Source organism: Kribbella sp. NPDC056345 (assembly GCF_042262745.1).
Classification (GTDB): Bacteria; Actinomycetota; Actinomycetes; order Propionibacteriales; family Kribbellaceae; genus Kribbella.
On record NZ_JBHJQQ010000004.1, the window covers coordinates 388,443 to 406,893 of the forward strand.

12 protein-coding genes are annotated in these 18,451 nt (G+C 66.6%); all 12 read left to right on the forward strand.

The window, feature by feature from the left end; translation table 11 throughout:
* Nucleotides 1-9 precede the first annotated feature (9 nt).
* The 12 genes from ACFCV3_RS16750 to ACFCV3_RS16805 all read left to right on the forward strand — a co-directional run bounded on the left by ACFCV3_RS16750 (nt 10) and on the right by ACFCV3_RS16805 (nt 18,227).
* The gene (locus ACFCV3_RS16750; RefSeq protein ID WP_376031355.1) at nt 10-828 is read left to right on the forward strand and encodes an MlaE family ABC transporter permease; all 819 of its coding nucleotides are present in this window, start codon (nt 10-12) and stop codon (nt 826-828) included.
* Entirely contained in the window at nt 825-2,153 is a 1,329-nt protein-coding gene (locus tag ACFCV3_RS16755) for an MCE family protein (protein ID WP_376030899.1), read from the forward strand. Before ACFCV3_RS16750 ends, ACFCV3_RS16755 begins: the two co-directional genes overlap by 4 nt.
* Nucleotides 2,150-3,202, forward strand: a complete 1,053-nt coding sequence (locus ACFCV3_RS16760) for an MCE family protein (RefSeq protein WP_376030900.1) — start codon at nt 2,150-2,152, stop codon at nt 3,200-3,202. The genes ACFCV3_RS16755 and ACFCV3_RS16760 overlap by 4 nt, the downstream gene beginning before the upstream one ends.
* Nucleotides 3,199-4,209, forward strand: coding sequence for an MCE family protein (locus tag ACFCV3_RS16765; RefSeq protein ID WP_376030901.1), 1,011 nt, complete (start codon nt 3,199-3,201; stop codon nt 4,207-4,209). Before ACFCV3_RS16760 ends, ACFCV3_RS16765 begins: the two co-directional genes overlap by 4 nt.
* On the forward strand, nt 4,206-5,405 hold the full coding sequence (locus ACFCV3_RS16770; RefSeq protein WP_376030902.1) for an MCE family protein: 1,200 nt from the start codon (nt 4,206-4,208) through the stop codon (nt 5,403-5,405). The genes ACFCV3_RS16765 and ACFCV3_RS16770 overlap by 4 nt, the downstream gene beginning before the upstream one ends.
* Nucleotides 5,402-6,613, forward strand: a complete 1,212-nt coding sequence (locus tag ACFCV3_RS16775; protein WP_376030903.1) for an MCE family protein — start codon at nt 5,402-5,404, stop codon at nt 6,611-6,613. Before ACFCV3_RS16770 ends, ACFCV3_RS16775 begins: the two co-directional genes overlap by 4 nt.
* The gene (locus ACFCV3_RS16780; protein ID WP_376030904.1) at nt 6,610-7,899 is read left to right on the forward strand and encodes an MCE family protein; all 1,290 of its coding nucleotides are present in this window, start codon (nt 6,610-6,612) and stop codon (nt 7,897-7,899) included. The genes ACFCV3_RS16775 and ACFCV3_RS16780 overlap by 4 nt, the downstream gene beginning before the upstream one ends.
* 32 nt (nt 7,900-7,931) lie before the next feature.
* A complete protein-coding gene (locus ACFCV3_RS16785; protein WP_376030905.1) occupies nt 7,932-8,396 on the forward strand; it encodes a hypothetical protein in 465 nt (154 codons plus the stop codon).
* Nucleotides 8,396-9,037 (forward strand): hypothetical protein, encoded by a 642-nt coding sequence (locus ACFCV3_RS16790; protein WP_376030906.1) that lies wholly within the window; start codon nt 8,396-8,398, stop codon nt 9,035-9,037. Before ACFCV3_RS16785 ends, ACFCV3_RS16790 begins: the two co-directional genes overlap by 1 nt.
* A 275-nt stretch (nt 9,038-9,312) precedes the next feature.
* Nucleotides 9,313-12,798: a DNA-directed RNA polymerase subunit beta gene (rpoB, locus tag ACFCV3_RS16795; protein WP_376031357.1), complete on the forward strand. Its 3,486-nt coding sequence runs from the start codon at nt 9,313-9,315 to the stop codon at nt 12,796-12,798.
* 67 nt (nt 12,799-12,865) lie between these two features.
* Nucleotides 12,866-16,726: a DNA-directed RNA polymerase subunit beta' gene (locus ACFCV3_RS16800; protein WP_376030907.1), complete on the forward strand. Its 3,861-nt coding sequence runs from the start codon at nt 12,866-12,868 to the stop codon at nt 16,724-16,726.
* Nucleotides 16,727-16,895: 169 nt separating this feature from the next.
* The gene (locus tag ACFCV3_RS16805) at nt 16,896-18,227 is read left to right on the forward strand and encodes a nuclear transport factor 2 family protein (protein WP_376030908.1); all 1,332 of its coding nucleotides are present in this window, start codon (nt 16,896-16,898) and stop codon (nt 18,225-18,227) included.
* Nucleotides 18,228-18,451: the final 224 nt, after the last annotated feature.

Consider the following 18,451-nt stretch of genomic DNA (forward strand, 5'->3'; position numbering starts at 1 on the left):
TCTGCCTTGATGGACACCCTGGTGAAGAAGCCGCTGAACTCGCTGGACCGGCTCGGCGAACAGCTGGCCTTCTACATCAAGGCACTGGCCTGGTCCGGCAAGTCGATCACCCGGTACCGCAAGGAGATCCTCCGCCTGCTGGCCGAGGTGACGCTCGGTACCGGCGCGCTCGCCGTGATCGGTGGCACCGTCGGCGTGATCACCTTCCTGGCCTTCTTCACCGGTACCGAGGTCGGCCTGCAGGGCTACTCGGCGCTGAACCAGATCGGCACGTCGGCCTTCGCCGGCTTCGTCAGCGCCTATATCAACACCCGTGAGATCGGCCCGCTGATCGCCGGTATCGCGCTGGCCGCGACCGTCGGCTGCGGTTTCACCGCCCAGCTCGGCGCGATGCGGATCAGCGAGGAGATCGACGCGCTCGAGGTGATGGCGATCCCGTCGCTGCCGTTCCTGGTCACCACCCGGATCATCGCGGGCCTGATCGCGGTGATCCCGTTGTACGTCGTCGGTCTGCTCTCGTCGTACTTCGCGACCCGGTTGACCGTGACGACGTTCTACGGGCAGAGCACCGGGACGTACGACCATTACTTCCATCTGTTCTTACCACCGGGCGACGTGTTCTGGTCGTTCGGCAAGGTGCTGGTGTTCTCGGTCCTGGTGATCCTGGTGCACTGTTACCACGGCTACCACGCGAGCGGCGGCCCGGCGGGCGTCGGCGTCGCAGTAGGGCGCGCGGTCCGTACGTCGATCGTCGTCATCAACGTGGTCGACCTGCTGCTGTCCATGGCCATCTGGGGTACCACGACCACAGTGAGGTTGGCCGGATGATCAACAAGATTCCTCACAAGGCGTACGGCGTCGCCTTCATCGGCGTGCTGTGTTTCCTGCTGTGGCTGACGTACGCCTTCTACGCGAAGGTGTTCACCGACACGGTCGACGTGGAGCTGAAGACGAGCCACATCGGTCTGCAGCTCAACGAGCATGCGGATGTGAAGCTGCGCGGCATCATCGTCGGCGAGGTCAGCGGGGTATCCACGGACGGTGGCGAGGCGACGGTGCACCTGTCGCTGAAGCCCGACCAGGTCAACGAGATCTCCAGCGCGGTCAGTGCGCGGATCCTGCCCAAGACCCTGTTCGGCGAGAAGTACGTCGCCCTGGTGCCGCCGACCGGCGCCGAGGGCCGGCACATCCGGGCCGGTGACGTGATCGCCCGCGACAAGACCGCGGTCGGCATCGAGATCGAGAAGGTGCTGAACGACGCCCTGCCGTTGCTGCAGGCGGTCGACCCGGCCGACCTGAACGCGACGCTGAACACGCTGGCCACCGCACTGGAGGGCCGCGGCGCCGAGATCGGCGGGACGTTGACCCAGCTCGACGGCTACCTGAAGAAGCTGAACCCGAACGTCCCGAAGCTGATGGCCGCGCTGACCAAGCTCACCCAGGTCTCCCAGCTGTACGGCGACGCGACGCCGGATCTCGTCCGTGCGCTGCGGAACCTGACGATCACCGGGAACACGGTGGTCGAGAAGGAACAGCAGTTGCAGAGGTTCTTCGTCGACGTCCAGACGCTCTCCTCGACCACGGACACACTGCTGAAGCAGAACGAGGACCGGATCATCCGGCTCGGTGAGGTGAGCCGGCCGGTGCTGGACCTGCTGGAGCGCTACTCGCCCGAGGTGCCGTGCTTCCTGAAGGTGATGACGGACACCGCCCCGATCCTGAACGACACGTTCCGCGACGGGCGGCTGAACATCAACCTCGAGATCATCACCAACCAGCCGACGCCCTACGAGCCGAACGAGCTGCCGAAGTACGCCGACCACCGGGGCCCGACCTGCGTGGGCAAGAACTACAGCCACCCGGGCGCGAAGCCGGGGCCGTACACCCAGCAGAACCCGGCGCCGTACATCACCGGCGCGGACGGCGTGATCGGTGATCACAACAAGACGACCAAGTTCCCGCTGAACCTCACGCTGAACCGGGCCATGCCCGGATTCGCGATGGACACCCAAGGGGTCGGTACGCCGGCCGAGCAGAAGGTCGTCGACGCGGTCGTCGCGCCGTCGATGGGTGTCCCGGCGAGCGACGTACCCGACTTGACCACGCTGCTGGTCGGACCTCTGCTGCGCGGGGGGCAGGTGAATCTCAAGTGACCAAGCTCTTGGACAAGAAGACCTCGCTGGACATCGTCCGGCTGTCGATCTTCGTGGTGGTGACCACGGTCGCGACCGCCCTGCTGGCGGTGACGATCGGCAACATCACCTTCAACGCGACGACGAAGTACCGGGCCGTGTTCACCGACGCGGTCGGGCTGAACAAGGGTGACGACATCCGGATCGCGGGCGTGAAGGTCGGGCAGGTCGACAAGATCGCGCTCTACCAGGCTGCTGCCGGTGATGGCGGCTTGGCGATGGTGACCTTCAGCGTCGACTCCGACCAGGTCCTCGACACCTCGACCAAGGCGACCCTGCGCTACCGCAACCTGGTCGGCAACCGGTACGTCGCCCTCACCGACGGCGTCGGCGGCGGCGAGCGGCTGAAGGCGAACGGGCTGATCCCGAAGGAGCGGACGGCGCCGGCGCTCGACCTGTCGGTGCTCTTCAACGGCTTCAAGCCGCTGTTCACCGCGCTCACGCCGGCGGACGTGAACCAGTTCGCGTTCGAGGTGATCAAGGTGCTGCAGGGCGAGGGCGGCACGATCGAGTCGCTGCTGGCCAAGACCGCCTCGCTGACCACCACCCTGGCCGACGCGGACGAGGTGATCGGCAGCCTGATCACCAACCTGACCTCGACCCTGCAGATCGTCTCGCAACGCCAGCAGAACTTCTCCCAGCTGCTGGTCAACCTGCAGCAGTTCATCACCGGTCTGAGCCAGGACATCAACCCGATCCTGAGCTCGCTCGGCTCGATCAACTCGCTGAACACCAAGACGGCCGGCCTGCTGCAGCAGACCCGGGTCCCGATCAAGGCCGATCTGGACCGGCTGCGCACGGTCGCGACCACCCTCGACGACACCCAGGGCATCTGGGTGAAGACGCTGAACTACATGCCGGAGAAGCTCAACACGATGAGCCGCACCGCGTCGTACGGCTCCTGGTTCAACTTCTACCTGTGCAACTTCGACGGCAACGTCACGCTGCCGCTGGGTACCCGCATCCCGGTCAGCTACGACAACAACTCGGCGAGGTGCAAGAAGCCGTGAAACCTTTCCGGGAACAGAACCAGGTGACGATCGGCGTCATCGGCCTGACGGTGATCGGGCTGATCATGCTGGCCGCGTTCAAGGCACAGGACCTGCCCCTGATCGGTGGCGGGACCAAGTACTCCGCGCAGTTCTCCGAGGCGGGTGGCCTGAAGCCGAAGGACGAGATCCGGGTGGCCGGCGTACGGGTCGGGCAGGTGCGCAAGGTCGAGCTCGACGGGACCCACGTCCGGGTCGACTTCGTCATCGACAAGGGTGTGAAACTCGGCGACCAGACCGGCGCCGAGATGAAGATCAAGACGCTGCTCGGCCAGAAGTACCTGAAGCTGAACCCGGCCGGTGATGGCCGGCTCAAGGCCGGTGCCGAGATCCCGCTGGCCCGGACGGTTTCGGCGTACGACGTCGTCGACGCGTTCTCGGATCTCGCGAACACGACCGAGCGGATCGACACCGCGCAGCTGGCGAGGGCCCTGGACACCCTCTCGACGACGTTCAAGAACACTCCGGAGGAGGTGCAGGCCTCACTCACCGGCCTGTCCCGCCTGTCCCGGAACGTGGCGAAGCGCGACGAGCAGCTGAAGCTCCTGCTGCAGCACTCGAACACGGTCACCAAGGTGCTCGCCGACCGCAACCAGCAGCTGATCAAGCTGATGAAGGACGGCAACACCGTCTTCCAGGCCGTGCAGGCCCGGCGGGCGCTGATCCATTCGCTGCTGGTCTCGACGCAGAAGCTGTCCGCGCAGATCACCGCGCTGGTCCGGGAGAACCGCAAGGACCTCGGCCCGACCCTGCAGAAGGTGAACGCCGTCCTCGGCGTGCTGCTGAAGAACCAGAAGGACCTGGACGCGAGCATCAAGGGGCTCGCGCCGTTCGTCAAGCTCTTCACCAACACGCTCGGCACCGGGCCCTGGTTCGACGTCTACCTGCAGAACCTGGTGCCGGTGCCCGAGGTGCCGCTGCCGAAGGTCGACCTCGGCCTGCCACCGATCCTGGGAGGCACCCGATGACGAAGGTTTCGTCGTTCTCCCGGCTGATCGCGATCGCGGTGGTCGTGGTGATCCTCGCGGTCAGCGTGATCACGCTCTGGCCGAACCCCGAGCGGGTGTCGGCGACGGCGTACTTCCCGCGGGCGGTCTCGGTCTATCCCGGTTCCGACGTCCGGATCCTCGGTATCAAGGTCGGCGAGGTGGAGAGCGTCACCCCGGCCGGGCGGACGATCCGGGTGAAGTTCTGGTGGGAGGCCAAGCACAAGGTGCCGGCCACGGCGAAGGCCGTGATCGCGGCGCCGTCGATCGTCGCCGACCGGTACGTGCAGCTCACCCCGGTGTACTCCAAGGGCGATGTGATGACCGACGGGGCGCAGATCCCGATCGAGCGCACCGCCGTCCCGCTGGAGCTCGACCAGATCTACCAGAGCCTGAACGATCTGTCCGTCGCGCTCGGTCCGAAGGGCGCCAACGACCAGGGCGCGCTGTCGCGGCTGCTGGACGTCTCGGCGAAGAACCTGAACGGTCAGGGCGCGAAGCTCAACCAGACGATCACCGACGTCTCCAAGCTGACCGGGACGCTGGCCGGCAACTCGCAGAGCCTGTTCGCGACGATCCGGCAGCTGCAGACCTTCGTCTCCGCGCTCGCCGCGAACGACGCCCTGGTCAAGCAGTTCAACACCAACTTCGCCGCGACGTCGACGACACTGGCCGGTGAGCGCAAGGACCTGACGTCTGCGCTGTCGCTGCTGGCGACCGCGCTCGGCGAGGTCGCGACGTTCGTGAAGGAGAACCGGGCCCTGGTGAAGAACACCATCTCCGGCGCGACCGAGATCTCCCAGATCCTGGTCAAGGAGAAGGCGGCACTGGCCGAGATCCTCGACACCGCGCCGCTGGGCCTGGGCAACCTGGCCCGGATCTACAACCCGCAGTACGGCACGCTGGACCAGCGGATCAACCTGGCCCAGCTCGACAACCCGTCGTCGTTCATCTGCTCGCTGCTGCTGCAGGTGAACCAGCCACTCTCGACCTGCTCACTGCTCAAGCCGGTGCTGGACTCACTGCCGAAGCTGCCGCTACTCAGCCAGCTGACCGGCAGCGCGCCGGCCAGTGGCGGACCGGCCGGTACGCCGTGGGCCGCGGCCGGTGGCGTCGAGAAGCCCAAGCCGACCAGCCCGGACCCCGTTGACCCGACTCTCGGGGGGCTGGTCAGATGAGACGCCGTACGGCGATTGTGGCCGGAGCGCTCGCGATGGCGATGGCGCTGACCGGGTGTGACTTCAGCGTGTACTCGTTGCCGTTGCCCGGTGGCGCGAAGATCAAGGGGCCGTCGTACACGGTCACCGTCGAGTTCACCGACGTCCTGGACCTGGTGCCGAAGTCGACGGTCAAGGTCGACGACGTCACGGTCGGCACGGTCGAGAAGGTCTGGCTCGAGGGGTACGTCGCCAAGGTGCGGATCCGGTTGCCGAAGAGTCTCGAGCTGCCGGACAACGAGCGGGCGACGATCCGCCAGACCAGCCTGCTCGGCGAGAAGTTCGTGTCGCTGGCGAAGCCGACCGGTCAGGAGGTCCCGCGCGGCCGGCTCGACGACGGCGAGGTCATCCCGCTGTCCCGGACGACCAGCAACGTCGAGGTCGAAGAGGTGCTGTCCGCGCTGTCGCTGCTGCTGAACGGCGGCGGTGTCGCGCAGCTGCAGATCATCACCCAGGAGCTGAACAAGGCGCTGACCGGGAACGAGCCGGCCATCAAGAGCGTGCTCACCCAGCTCGACACCTTCGTCGGCACCCTGGATCAGAACAAGCAGAAGATCGTCACCGCGATCGCCGCAGTGGATGCGCTGGCCAAGAAGCTGAACGCCCAGAAGGAGACGCTGGCAACCGCGATCGATTCGCTGCCGAAGTCGATCGCGACCCTGGACAAGCAGCGGGCCGCACTGGTCAAGACGCTGCAGGCCCTGTCGACACTGGGCAGTACGGCGACCCGGGTGATCACCTCCGCCCAGAAGGACCTCGTGGCGAACCTGCAGTCGCTGTACCCGATCCTGACGAAGCTGGCCGAGGCGGGGGAGAACCTGCCGAAGTCGCTCGAGCTGCTGTTCACCTACCCGTTCCCGGATGCCGCCGCACGAGGCGTCCAGGGTGATTACACGAACCTCGGGATCACCTTGGACATCAACACCCAGAAGCTGCTGAAGGGCCTGATCGGGCTGGACCTGCCGACTGTCGGGCCGACCGCACTGCCGACCGGCAACATCAGTCTGCCGGTGCACAACCCGACAACGACCAAGCCGGGCACCAAACCGACCGGGATCGCCACCACCTGTGTGACGGTGCTCCTGCTGCCGGTCTGTGGCCCGAAGCTCAACCGGGCCGGGTTCGATCCCGACCTGGCCCGCGCACTGATGCCGGGGGTGGTGAAGTGATCACCAGGGGAGTCCGGATCCAGCTGATGGTGTTCCTGCTGATCACCGTCGTCGGGATCGCGTTCGTCGGCGCGAGGTACGCCCAGATCGACAAGCTGCTGTTCGACCAGGACTACACGGTCAGCGCCAGCTTCGCCGAGTCCGGCGGCATCTTCGAAGGCGCCGAGGTGACGTACCGCGGCCAGCCGGTCGGCCGGGTCGGCGAGCTGAAGCTGCTGCCCGACGGCGTACTGGTCGCGCTCGACATCGACAAGAAGGTCAAGGTCCCGAACGACCTGCTCGCCGTGGTGGCGAACCGGTCCGCGATCGGTGAGCAGTACGTCGACCTGCAGCCGCGCCGCGACGAGGGCCCGTACCTGAAGGACAACTCGCGGATCGACCGGGAGAACACCGCGATCCCGATCGACACCACCGAACTGCTGCTGAATCTCGACCAGCTGGTCAACTCGGTGAACCAGGACAGCCTGCGGACCACGGTCAAGGAGCTCGGGGCCGCGCTGAAGGGCCGCGGGACCGATCTGCAGCGGATCATCGACAGCTCCGGCCGGCTGATCGACGACGCGGACGCGAACATCCTGCAGACGATCAAGCTGATCAACGACGGCGACACCGTGCTGGCCACCCAGGTGGCCAGTGGTGACGCGATCAAGACCTGGGCGAAGAACCTCGCGCTGCTGTCCGACGCCCTGGTCGGCTCGGACGCGAACCTGCGCAAGGTGATCGACCAGGGTTCGGCCGCATCCACCCAGATCACCGGCCTGATCCAGGACAACCGCGCCGACATCGCGGTGCTGCTGGGTAACCTGCTGACGGTGAACCAATTGACCGCGGTCCGGCTCGACGCCGTCGAGCAGCTGCTCGTGGTGTATCCGGCGGTCTCCATGGGCGGGTACGTCGTACCGGCCAAGGACCCCGGGACCGGGCACTACGACGCCCACTTCGGGCTGGTGCTCGGGGTTTCACCACCGGCCTGCCGGGCCGGCTACTCCAAGGACAACTGGCGGGTGCCGCAGGACACGGCGGACACCAAGGTCAAGAACGCATCCTGTACGGCGCCGCCGTCGAGCGGGGTCAACGTCCGGGGCGCGCAGAACGCGCCGAGCCCGTCGTCGCGCCCGGACCGGAACCGGACCGGGTACGGCATCGGCTACGACCCGGAGACCGGCGCGGCGGGAGGCTCGGGCGGGATGCCGGAGATGATCCTCGGCTCGACCGGCGGACAGCAGGACCTGCTCGGCAGTGATTCCTGGAAGGCTCTCATTCTCGGACCGGTGACCGGCAAGTGACTTCGGGCAACTCCCGGCGGGGCAGACTGATCGTGGCATGGGCGCTGAGCGTCCTGCTGGTGTTCGCCCTGGCCGCCGCGACCCTCTCGGTGATCGCGCTGCAGAAGCAGCGCCAGGACCAGGCGCTGCGCGAGGGCGCGATGAAGTCCGCGCGGCAGCTCGCGCTGGACTTCACCACCTACGACTACCAGACCTGGGACGCGGACTCGAAGCGTGTGCTCGACAACTCCACCGGGCAATTCCGGCAGGAGTTCGAGTCCGGCATCCAGGCGGTGAAGGCCGACGTGGCCGCCAACAAGGCGACCTCGAAGGGCGACGTGAAGGAGGCCGGGGTGGTGTCCGGGGACAAGGACTCGGCCGAGGTCCTGGTGATCGTGAACGCGCTCGTCACCAACACCGCGTCGACCGACGGGGTCGAGCGCCGGTACCGGATCAAGCTGGACATGGTCCGGGAGAAGGACCGCTGGCTGACGGCCGACCTGCAGGTGGTGGGCTGATGCCGGACCGGCCACGGAACCGCCCGCGGATCGCCGGCCAGCGCCGTACCGGCGTGGTTCCTGCCACTGAAGCTGTGACTCAGGACACAGAAGAGGCTGTCGAGGCCCCTGTTGAAGCGCCTGAGGAAAGCGAAACGGTTACCGAAAGTAGCGAAAAGGCCCCGGTCGGCGGCGTTCTGTACGCCGTCCTCGGCGTCCTGATCGTGCTCGTGCTGACCGTGGCCGCGGTGCTCGGGGTGCAGGCCTGGCAGGGCAAGCAGGCCGAGGACGCCCGGGGGCAGGCGGCCGCCGCCGGGCGGAAGGCGGCCGAGACCGCACTCAGCTACGACTACCGGGACCTGGACAAGAGTTTCGCGGCGGCGCGGGCGACGATGACCCCGGAGTTCGCCGGGAAGTTCGACGAGACCGCCAAGGTGGCCGGCGAGCTGGCGGCCAAGTCCAAGGCGACCGTGAAGGCCGAGGTCCGCGAGGTGGGGGTTCGTGACGGCGACGCCGACCGGGTCACGCTGATCATCTTCGTGAACCAGACCACCACCAGCACGATCACGCAGGGTAAGCCCCGGGTCGATCTGAACCGGACCCGGTTCACGATGGTCCGAAAAGACGGCCGATGGCTGGTCCAGGAGATCGCCGGACTGTAGTCTCTTTGTGACTCCGCACCAGAAGGACGCCGGGAGTCTCGTGGGTGATCTACCCACTGGAGACACCGGGTCGGTCCTTGACGGAAAGGGTGGTCCGAGGCAACCTATCGGACCCCATTGGACAGGCTTGCCTGTATCGGGTAGCCTATTGCTTTGCGCTGCCTTTCTCCCACCTCGGCTCGGGTCTCGACTTGACTGGGGTGGTTTGGCCTGCGCTCTCCAGCACCGCAAGTGCCACAAAGAAGTTACTTTGCGAGCCCGTGGAAGGACGCCCCTTGGTCGCCTCGCGCAACCCCCAGTCCGACAGCATTTCCGACGTTTCCGGCTCTCCCCGCCGTATCTCCTTCGCGAAGATCGCGCAGCCTCTCGAGGTTCCCGATCTGCTCGCGCTACAGGTGGACAGTTTCGACTGGCTGGTCGGTAACGAAACCTGGCAGGCCCGCGTGGCCGCCGCCGAGGCCGAGGGGCGGACCGAACTGTCCGGCCCCTCCGGCCTGGAAGAGATCTTCGAGGAGATCTCCCCGATCGAGGACTTCAGCGGCACCATGTCGCTGTCGTTCCGCGACCACCGTTTCGAGCCGCCGAAGAACACGGTCGACGAGTGCAAGGAGCGGGACGTCACCTACTCGGCGCCGCTCTTCGTCACCGCCGAGTTCATGAACAACGAGACCGGCGAGATCAAGAGCCAGACCGTCTTCATGGGCGACTTCCCGCTGATGACGCGCAAGGGCACCTTCGTGATCAACGGCACCGAGCGTGTCGTCGTCTCGCAGCTGGTCCGCTCGCCCGGTGTGTACTTCGAGCGCACGCCGGACAAGACCTCCGACAAGGACATCTTCACCGCCAAGGTGATCCCGTCACGCGGTGCGTGGCTGGAGTTCGAGGTCGACAAGCGGGACATGGTCGGGGTCCGGCTGGACCGCAAGCGCAAGCAGAACGTCACCGTGCTGCTGAAGGCCCTGGGCTGGACCGACGCGCAGATCCTCGAGGAGTTCGGCGAGTACGAGTCGATCCGCCTCACCCTGGAGAAGGACCACACCTCCGGGCAGGACGACGCGCTGCTGGACATCTACCGCAAGCTGCGTCCGGGCGAACCGCCGACGCGCGAGGCCGCCCAGGCGCTGCTGGAGAACTACTACTTCAACGGCAAGCGCTACGACCTGGCCAAGGTCGGCCGCTACAAGATCAACAAGAAGCTGGGTCGCGACGAGACCCACGACACGGCCGTGCTGACGATCAACGACATCGTCGCCACGATCAAGTACCTGGTCGCCCTGCACGAGGGCAAGACCGAGCTGCCCGCGCCGACCGGTGAGATCGTCGTCGAGGAAGACGACATCGACCACTTCGGCAACCGGCGGCTGCGTACGGTCGGCGAGCTGATCCAGAACCAGCTGCGCACCGGCCTGGCCCGGATGGAGCGCGTGGTCCGGGAGCGGATGACGACCCAGGACGTCGAGGCGATCACGCCGCAGACCCTGATCAACATCCGTCCGGTGGTTGCGGCGCTGAAGGAGTTCTTCGGAACCTCGCAGCTGTCGCAGTTCATGGACCAGACGAACCCGGTTGCGGGTCTGACCCACAAGCGTCGTCTGAACGCGCTCGGCCCGGGTGGTCTGAGCCGTGAGCGGGCCGGCTTCGAGGTCCGCGACGTGCACCCGTCCCACTACGGCCGGATGTGCCCGATCGAGACCCCGGAAGGCCCGAACATCGGTCTGATCGGCTCGCTCGCGTCGTACGGCCGGGTGAACCCGTTCGGATTCGTCGAGACGCCGTACCGCAAGGTCGTCGAGGGTCTCGTCACCGACCAGGTCGACTACCTGACCGCGGACGAGGAGGACCGGTTCGTCATCGCGCAGGCCAACGCCGCGCTGACCGACGACAGCCGGCTCGCCGAGGACCGCGTGCTGGTCCGTCGCCGGCACGGTGAGGTCGAGCTCGCGCTCGTCGCGGACGTGGACTACATGGACGTCTCCCCGCGCCAGATGGTGTCGGTCGCGACGGCCCTGATCCCGTTCCTCGAGCACGACGACGCCAACCGCGCGCTGATGGGTTCGAACATGCAGCGCCAGGCGGTGCCGCTGATCACCTCGGACGCGCCGCTGGTCGGAACCGGTATGGAGTACCGCGGTGCGGTCGACGCCGGTGACGTGGTCGTGTCCGAGAAGGCTGGTGTGATCAAGGAGGTCTCGGCCGATCTGATCGAGATCGCCGCCGACGACGGCACCTACCAGACCTACCGGCTGCAGAAGTTCCGTCGCTCGAACCAGGGCACCTGCATCAACCAGCGTCCGCTGGTCGACGCCGGTCAGCGGGTCGAGGTCGGTTCACCGCTGGCCGACGGTCCGTGCACCGACGAGGGCGAGATGGCCCTCGGCCGGAACCTGCTCGTGGCATTCATGCCGTGGGAGGGTCACAACTACGAAGACGCGATCATCCTGTCGCAGCGCGTCGTGCAGCAGGACCTGCTGACCTCGATCCACATCGAGGAGCACGAGGTCGACGCCCGCGACACCAAGCTGGGTCCGGAGGAGATCACCCGGGACATCCCGAACGTCTCCGACGAGATGCTGGCCGACCTGGACGAGCGCGGCATCATCCGGATCGGCGCCGAGGTCACCACCGGTGACATCCTGGTCGGGAAGGTCACGCCCAAGGGCGAGACCGAGCTGACCCCGGAGGAGCGGCTGCTGCGCGCGATCTTCGGTGAGAAGGCGCGCGAGGTCCGCGACACGTCGCTGAAGGTTCCGCACGGCGAGCAGGGCACCGTCATCGGGGTCCGGGTCTTCGACCGGGACAACGGCGACGAGCTGCCGCCGGGTGTCAACCAGCTGGTCCGCGTCTACGTGGCCCAGAAGCGCAAGATCTCCGTCGGTGACAAGCTCGCCGGACGCCACGGCAACAAGGGCGTCATCTCGAAGATCCTGCCGGTCGAGGACATGCCGTTCATGGAGGACGGCACCCAGGTCGACATCATCCTGAACCCGCTGGGCGTGCCCGGCCGGATGAACGTCGGTCAGGTCCTCGAGACGCACCTGGGCTGGGTGGCCAGCCGCGGCTGGAAGGTCGACCCGGACAGCAAGGAGGAGTGGGCCCAGCGGCTGATCAAGATCGGCGCCGGCGAAGCTCCCCCGATGACCAACGTCGCGACCCCCGTCTTCGACGGTGCTCGTGAGGAAGAGGTCACCGGCCTGCTCGGCTCGACACTGCCGAACCGCGACGGCGACCGGATGGTCAACAGCACCGGCAAGGCGCGGATGTTCGACGGTCGTTCGGGTGAGCCGTTCCCGGAGCCGGTCGGCGTCGGCTACATGTACATGCTGAAGCTGCACCACCTGGTGGACGACAAGATCCACGCCCGCTCGACCGGTCCGTACTCGATGATCACGCAGCAGCCGCTGGGTGGTAAGGCGCAGTTCGGTGGTCAGCGGTTCGGCGAGATGGAGGTGTGGGCCCTCGAGGCCTACGGTGCCGCCTTCGCGCTGCAGGAGTTGCTCACGATCAAGTCGGACGACGTGGTCGGTCGGGTCAAGGTCTACGAAGCGATCGTCAAGGGCGAGAACATCCCGGAGCCGGGTATCCCGGAGTCCTTCAAGGTTCTGGTCAAGGAAATGCAGTCTCTGTGTCTGAATGTCGAGGTCCTCTCGTCCGACGGAAGCCGGGTCGAGATGCGCGACAGCGAAGAGGACGTCTTCCGCGCTGCGGAGGAACTGGGTATCGACCTGTCCCGGCGCGAGCCGAACAGCGTCGAAGAGGTCTGAGCGGGTTGCCGCTCCTGATCAACAGCCAACTTTTCTCAGACCAACTTTTTACGGGAGATAACACATCGTGCTCGACGTGAACTTCTTCGACGAGCTTCGGATCGGCCTGGCCACCGCGGACGAAATCCGCCAGTGGTCGCACGGCGAGGTCAAGAAGCCGGAGACGATCAACTACCGGACGCTCAAGCCCGAGCGTGACGGTCTGTTCTGCGAGAAGATCTTCGGTCCCACCCGGGACTGGGAGTGCTACTGCGGTAAGTACAAGCGCGTTCGCTTCAAGGGCATCATCTGCGAGCGGTGTGGCGTCGAGGTCACCCGTTCCAAGGTGCGCCGTGAGCGGATGGGCCACATCGAGCTGGCCGCGCCGGTCACCCACATCTGGTACTTCAAGGGTGTCCCGTCGCGACTCGGTTACCTGCTCGACCTCGCCCCGAAGGACCTCGAGAAGGTCATCTACTTCGCGGCGTACATGATCACCGACGTCGACGACGAGGCACGGCACCGTGACCTCGCGTCGTTGGAGGGCCGGACCGACGTCGAGCGCAAGCAGCTCGAGAACCGGCGCGACAACGACATCGAGACCCGGATGAAGAAGCTCGAGGAGGACCTCGCGCAGCTCGAGTCCGAGGGCGCGAAGGCCGACGTCCGCCGCAAGGTGAAGGAAGGCGCCGAGCGTGAGGTCAAGCAGCTGCGCGACCGTGCGCAGCGCGAGATCGACCGTCTCGACGAGGTCTGGACCCGGTTCAAGAACCTGAAGGTCCAGGACCTCGAGGGTGACGAGATCCTCTACCGCGCCATGAAGGAGCGTTTCGGCAAGTACTTCGCCGGAGCGATGGGCGCGGCCGCGATCCAGCGCCGGCTCGAGACCTTCGACCTGAAGGCCGAGGCGGACAACCTGCGCGAGACGATCAAGACCGGTAAGGGCCAGCGCAAGACCCGCGCCCTGAAGCGGCTCAAGGTCGTCACCGCGTTCCTGGCCACCAACAACAGCCCGATGGGTATGGTCCTGGACTGCGTCCCGGTCATCCCGCCGGACCTGCGGCCGATGGTCCAGCTCGACGGTGGCCGGTTCGCCACCTCCGACCTGAACGACCTGTACCGCCGGGTGATCAACCGGAACAACCGCCTCAAGCGGCTGCTCGACCTCGGTGCGCCCGAGATCATCGTCAACAACGAGAAGCGGATGCTGCAGGAGGCCGTCGACGCGCTGTTCGACAACGGCCGTCGTGGCCGTCCGGTCACCGGCCCGGGCAACCGGCCGCTGAAGTCGCTGTCCGACATGCTCAAGGGCAAGCAGGGTCGTTTCCGTCAGAACCTGCTGGGCAAGCGAGTCGACTACTCCGGCCGCTCGGTCATCGTGGTCGGCCCGCAGCTGAAGCTGCACCAGTGCGGTCTGCCGAAGGCGATGGCGCTGGAGCTGTTCAAGCCGTTCGTGATGAAGCGGCTGGTCGACCTCAACCACGCGCAGAACATCAAGTCCGCCAAGCGGATGGTCGAGCGTCAGCGCGCCCAGGTCTGGGACGTGCTGGAAGAGGTCATCACCGAGCACCCGGTGCTGCTGAACCGTGCGCCTACCCTGCACCGGCTGGGTATCCAGGCGTTCGAGCCGCAGCTGATCGAGGGCAAGGCGATCCAGATCCACCCGCTCGTCTGCTCGGCGTTCAACGCCGACTTCGACGGTGACCAGATGGCGGTGCACCTGCCGCTGTCGGCCGAGGCCCAGGCCGAGGCGCGGATCCTGATGCTCTCGACGAACAACATCCTGAAGCCGGCCGACGGCCGTCCGGTCACGATGCCGACGCAGGACATGATCATCGGCATCTACTTCCTGACGATGCTGAAGGACGACGCGCTGGGTCAGGGCCGGGCGTTCAGCTCGGTGGCCGAGGCCATCATGGCCTTCGACCGCAACGAGCTGTCGCTGCAGGCCAAGATCACGCTGCGGCTCACCGGCGCGGGTGCGCCGGAGGGTTCGGACGAGCTGTCGAACGGCGGATTCTCGCTGGAGACCACGCTCGGCCGGGCGCTGTTCAACGAGACGCTGCCGGCGGACTACCCGTTCGTCAACCTCGAGGTCGGCAAGAAGCAGCTGGGCGGGATCGTCAACGACCTGGCCGAGCGCTACACGAAGGTCGAGGTCGCCAACGCCCTCGACGCGTTGAAGGACCTCGGTTTCCGCTGGGCCACCCGGTCCGGTGTCACCGTGTCCATCGACGACTTCAGCACGCCGCCGTCCAAGCCGGAGATCATGGCGCGGTACGAGTCGCAGGCCGAGAAGGTCCAGAAGCAGTTCGAGCGGGGTCTGATCACCTCGTCCGAGCGGCGTCAGGAGCTGATCGAGATCTGGACCGGAGCCAACGCCGAGGTCGGCAAGGCGATGGAGGAGAACTTCGAGAAGCACAACCCGATCTGGATGATGGTCCACTCGGGTGCGCGCGGCAACATGATGCAGATCCGGCAGATCGCCGGTATGCGTGGTCTGGTGGCCAACCCGAAGGGCGAGATCATCGCCCGTCCGATCAAGGCCAACTTCCGCGAGGGCCTGTCGGTGGTCGAGTACTTCATCGCCACCCACGGTGCTCGTAAGGGTTTGGCCGACACCGCGCTGCGGACCGCCGACTCGGGGTACCTGACCCGTCGTCTGGTGGACGTGTCGCAGGACGTCATCATCCGCGAGGAGGACTGCGGCACCGAGCGCGGTCTGCCCAAGCAGATCGGTGAGGACGGTCCGGACGGCCGCGTCGTACACGCCGAGAACGTCGAGACCAGCGCGTACGCACGGACGCTGGCCACCGACACGGCCGGGGCCGACGGCAGCATCGTGCTGACCGCGGGCGCCGACCTGGGCGACGTCTCGATCGCGAAGCTGATCGAGGCCGGGGTCAAGGAGGTCAAGGTCCGCTCCGTGCTGACCTGTGACGCCAAGACCGGTACCTGCGCCAAGTGCTACGGCCGTTCGCTGGCGACCGGCAAGCCGGTCGACATCGGTGAGGCCGTCGGTATCATCGCGGCCCAGTCCATCGGTGAGCCGGGCACGCAGCTGACGATGCGTACCTTCCACACCGGCGGTGTCGCGGGTGATGACATCACCCACGGTCTGCCGCGTGTCGTCGAGCTGTTCGAGGCCCGGCAGCCGAAGGGCAAGGCGCCGATCTCCGAGGCGGCCGGCCGGATCTCGATCGAGGACACCGACAAGACCCGGAAGCTGGTGCTCACCCCGGACGACGGTTCCGAGGAGGTCGCCTACCCGGTGTCGAAGCGTGGTCGCCTGCTGATCGAAGAGGGTCAGCACGTCGAGGTCGGCCAGCAGCTCATGCAGGGCACGCCGGACCCGCAGGAAGTGCTGCGGATCCTGGGTGTGCGCAAGGCGCAGGAGCACCTGGTGGACGAGGTCCAGGCCGTGTACCGGTCGCAGGGTGTGGCCATCCACGACAAGCACATCGAGATCATCGTCCGGCAGATGCTGCGCCGGGTCACGGTGATCGAGTCCGGTGACGCGAACCTGCTGCCGGGTGAGCTCGCCGACCGGATCCTGTTCGAGGGCGAGAACCGCCGGGTGGTCTCCGAGGGTGGGACGCCGGCTTCCGGCCGTCCGGTCCTGATGGGTATCACCAAGGCCTCGCTGGCCACCGAGTCCTGGCTGTCGGCCGCCTCCTTCCAGGAGACGACCCGGGTCCTGACCGAGGCCGCGATCCACGGCAAGTCCGACTCCCTGGTCGGTCTGAAGGAGAACGTCATCATCGGAAAGCTGATCCCGGCGGGTACCGGCATGGACCGTTACCGCAACATCCGGGTGGAGCCCACCGAGGAGGCGAAGGCCGCGATGTACTCGATGGTCGGCTACGAGTCGTACGACTACGACTTCGGCCCGTCCGCCGGGCAGTCGGTCCCGCTCGACGACTTCGACCTCGGTTCGTACCAGAACTGATCAGAGTCACCCGCAACGGCGGTATCCCTTCGGGGGTGCCGCCGTTGCGGCGTTTTCGGGGTGGTTCAAACGCTTTGCCGGTAAGGGAAATCGGACGTTTCGGATCGTGATCACCAGGACACTCGGGGTGGTGGTCCGAAGTGTCGGGGGCATGGTCCAAGATTGGGTCATGACGGATCTTCCGGCCTACCTGCGGCCCTTCGTCCTAGGTGAACTGGGCGGGCCTGAAGTCAGGGTCGACAGGCTTGGGAAGCTCGACATCTACCGGCCCACCGGCAGTGCCCGGACCGGTGCGATTCTCTTTGTGCACGGTGGTCCTGCACCTCCCGATCTCGCGGCGACGCCGCGGGAGTGGCCGGTGTTCAAGGGCTATGCGACCGCCGCCGCTCGCCGTGGAGCGGTGGCCGCCGTCGTCGATCACAGCCTCATCGGTGGCCTGGACAAGCTGTCCACGGCCGCGGACGAGGTGGAGGCAGCGATCGGCGTACTGCGTTCTGATCCGCGCGTCGACCCGGACCGGGTCGTGCTGTGGTTCTTCTCCGGTGCCGGTCTGCTGGCGGGGGAGTGGCTGGACAGCCGCCCCGACTGGCTGCGCGGCGTCGCCCTCACCTATCCGCTGCTCGCCACCCCGCCCGGTGTCGACGATCTGGTCAACGCTGCCGAAGTCATCGGCAAACACAAGGACCTGCCGGTGCTGCTCACCAGGGCCGGGCTGGAGCGCGCTGAGCTCGCCGGCCCCGTTGCGGAGTTCGTCTCCGCGGGTGGCACCGCGCTGGACATCATCGACGTACCGAAAGGGCACCACGGGTTCGACATGCTCGACCACACCGAAGAATCACGCGCCGCCGTCACCAAGGCTCTGGACTGGGCGATCGCCCACCTGGGCGAAGAGCCGGGGACCCAGGGCGACCTCCTCGTCCCGCCACCGAAGGCCAGGACCACCACCACCCGACGTACGACGGCTGCCACCAAGCCGAAATCCGAACCGGTCAAGGAAGAACTCCCCGTCGCGGCCGAGCCCCTGCCGGTAGTCACAGAGCCGGTTGTCACGGAGTCGGTCGAGACTGAGCCGGTCGAGACCGCTCCGGTGAAGCCGGTAGCTGCCGCGCCCGCCAGTGCGCAGCTGCCGGAGACCGCCGACCTGCTCAGCAGCATCTCCAGCTCCTTCAGCGGCAGCGACACCGCGGCCGCGCGGGTGGTCGGGCGTGAGCACGCGGCCTACGCAGCGCACGATCTGGAGGCGTTTCTGGCGATGTACGCGCCGACTGCGCGGATCTCGTTCGCCGACGGCACCGAACTGAAGGGCCGCCGGTTCCTCCGCGAGCTCTACCGGCCGCTGTTCGACGCCGGCCGGTGCAAGACCGAGGTGGTGCAGAAGCTGATGGTCGGCGAGTGGGTGGTCGAGCACCAGGTTGCGCACGACAGCGGTGAGCCGATGGCCCGGCTCGGGCTCTACCGGGTCTCCGAAGGCCTGATCACGGACGTCGAATTCCGCTCCTGAGCCGGTCCGGATGAGACGGTGATCCGCCTGCTGGACGTTCTGCGGCGCCGCGCGAGCGGCGCCGATCCAGGGGCCCACTGGTCTTGCGGAGATACCTGCCGCGGGCGCGGTGAGAGGTACGCCGGGAAGCCTGTAGACTGGACCAGCGGTTCAGCCTCACCGTAGTACAGCCGGTCATTTTGACCGTGCTGGAGGCAGCCGCTAGTCTTAACGATCGTGCCCGG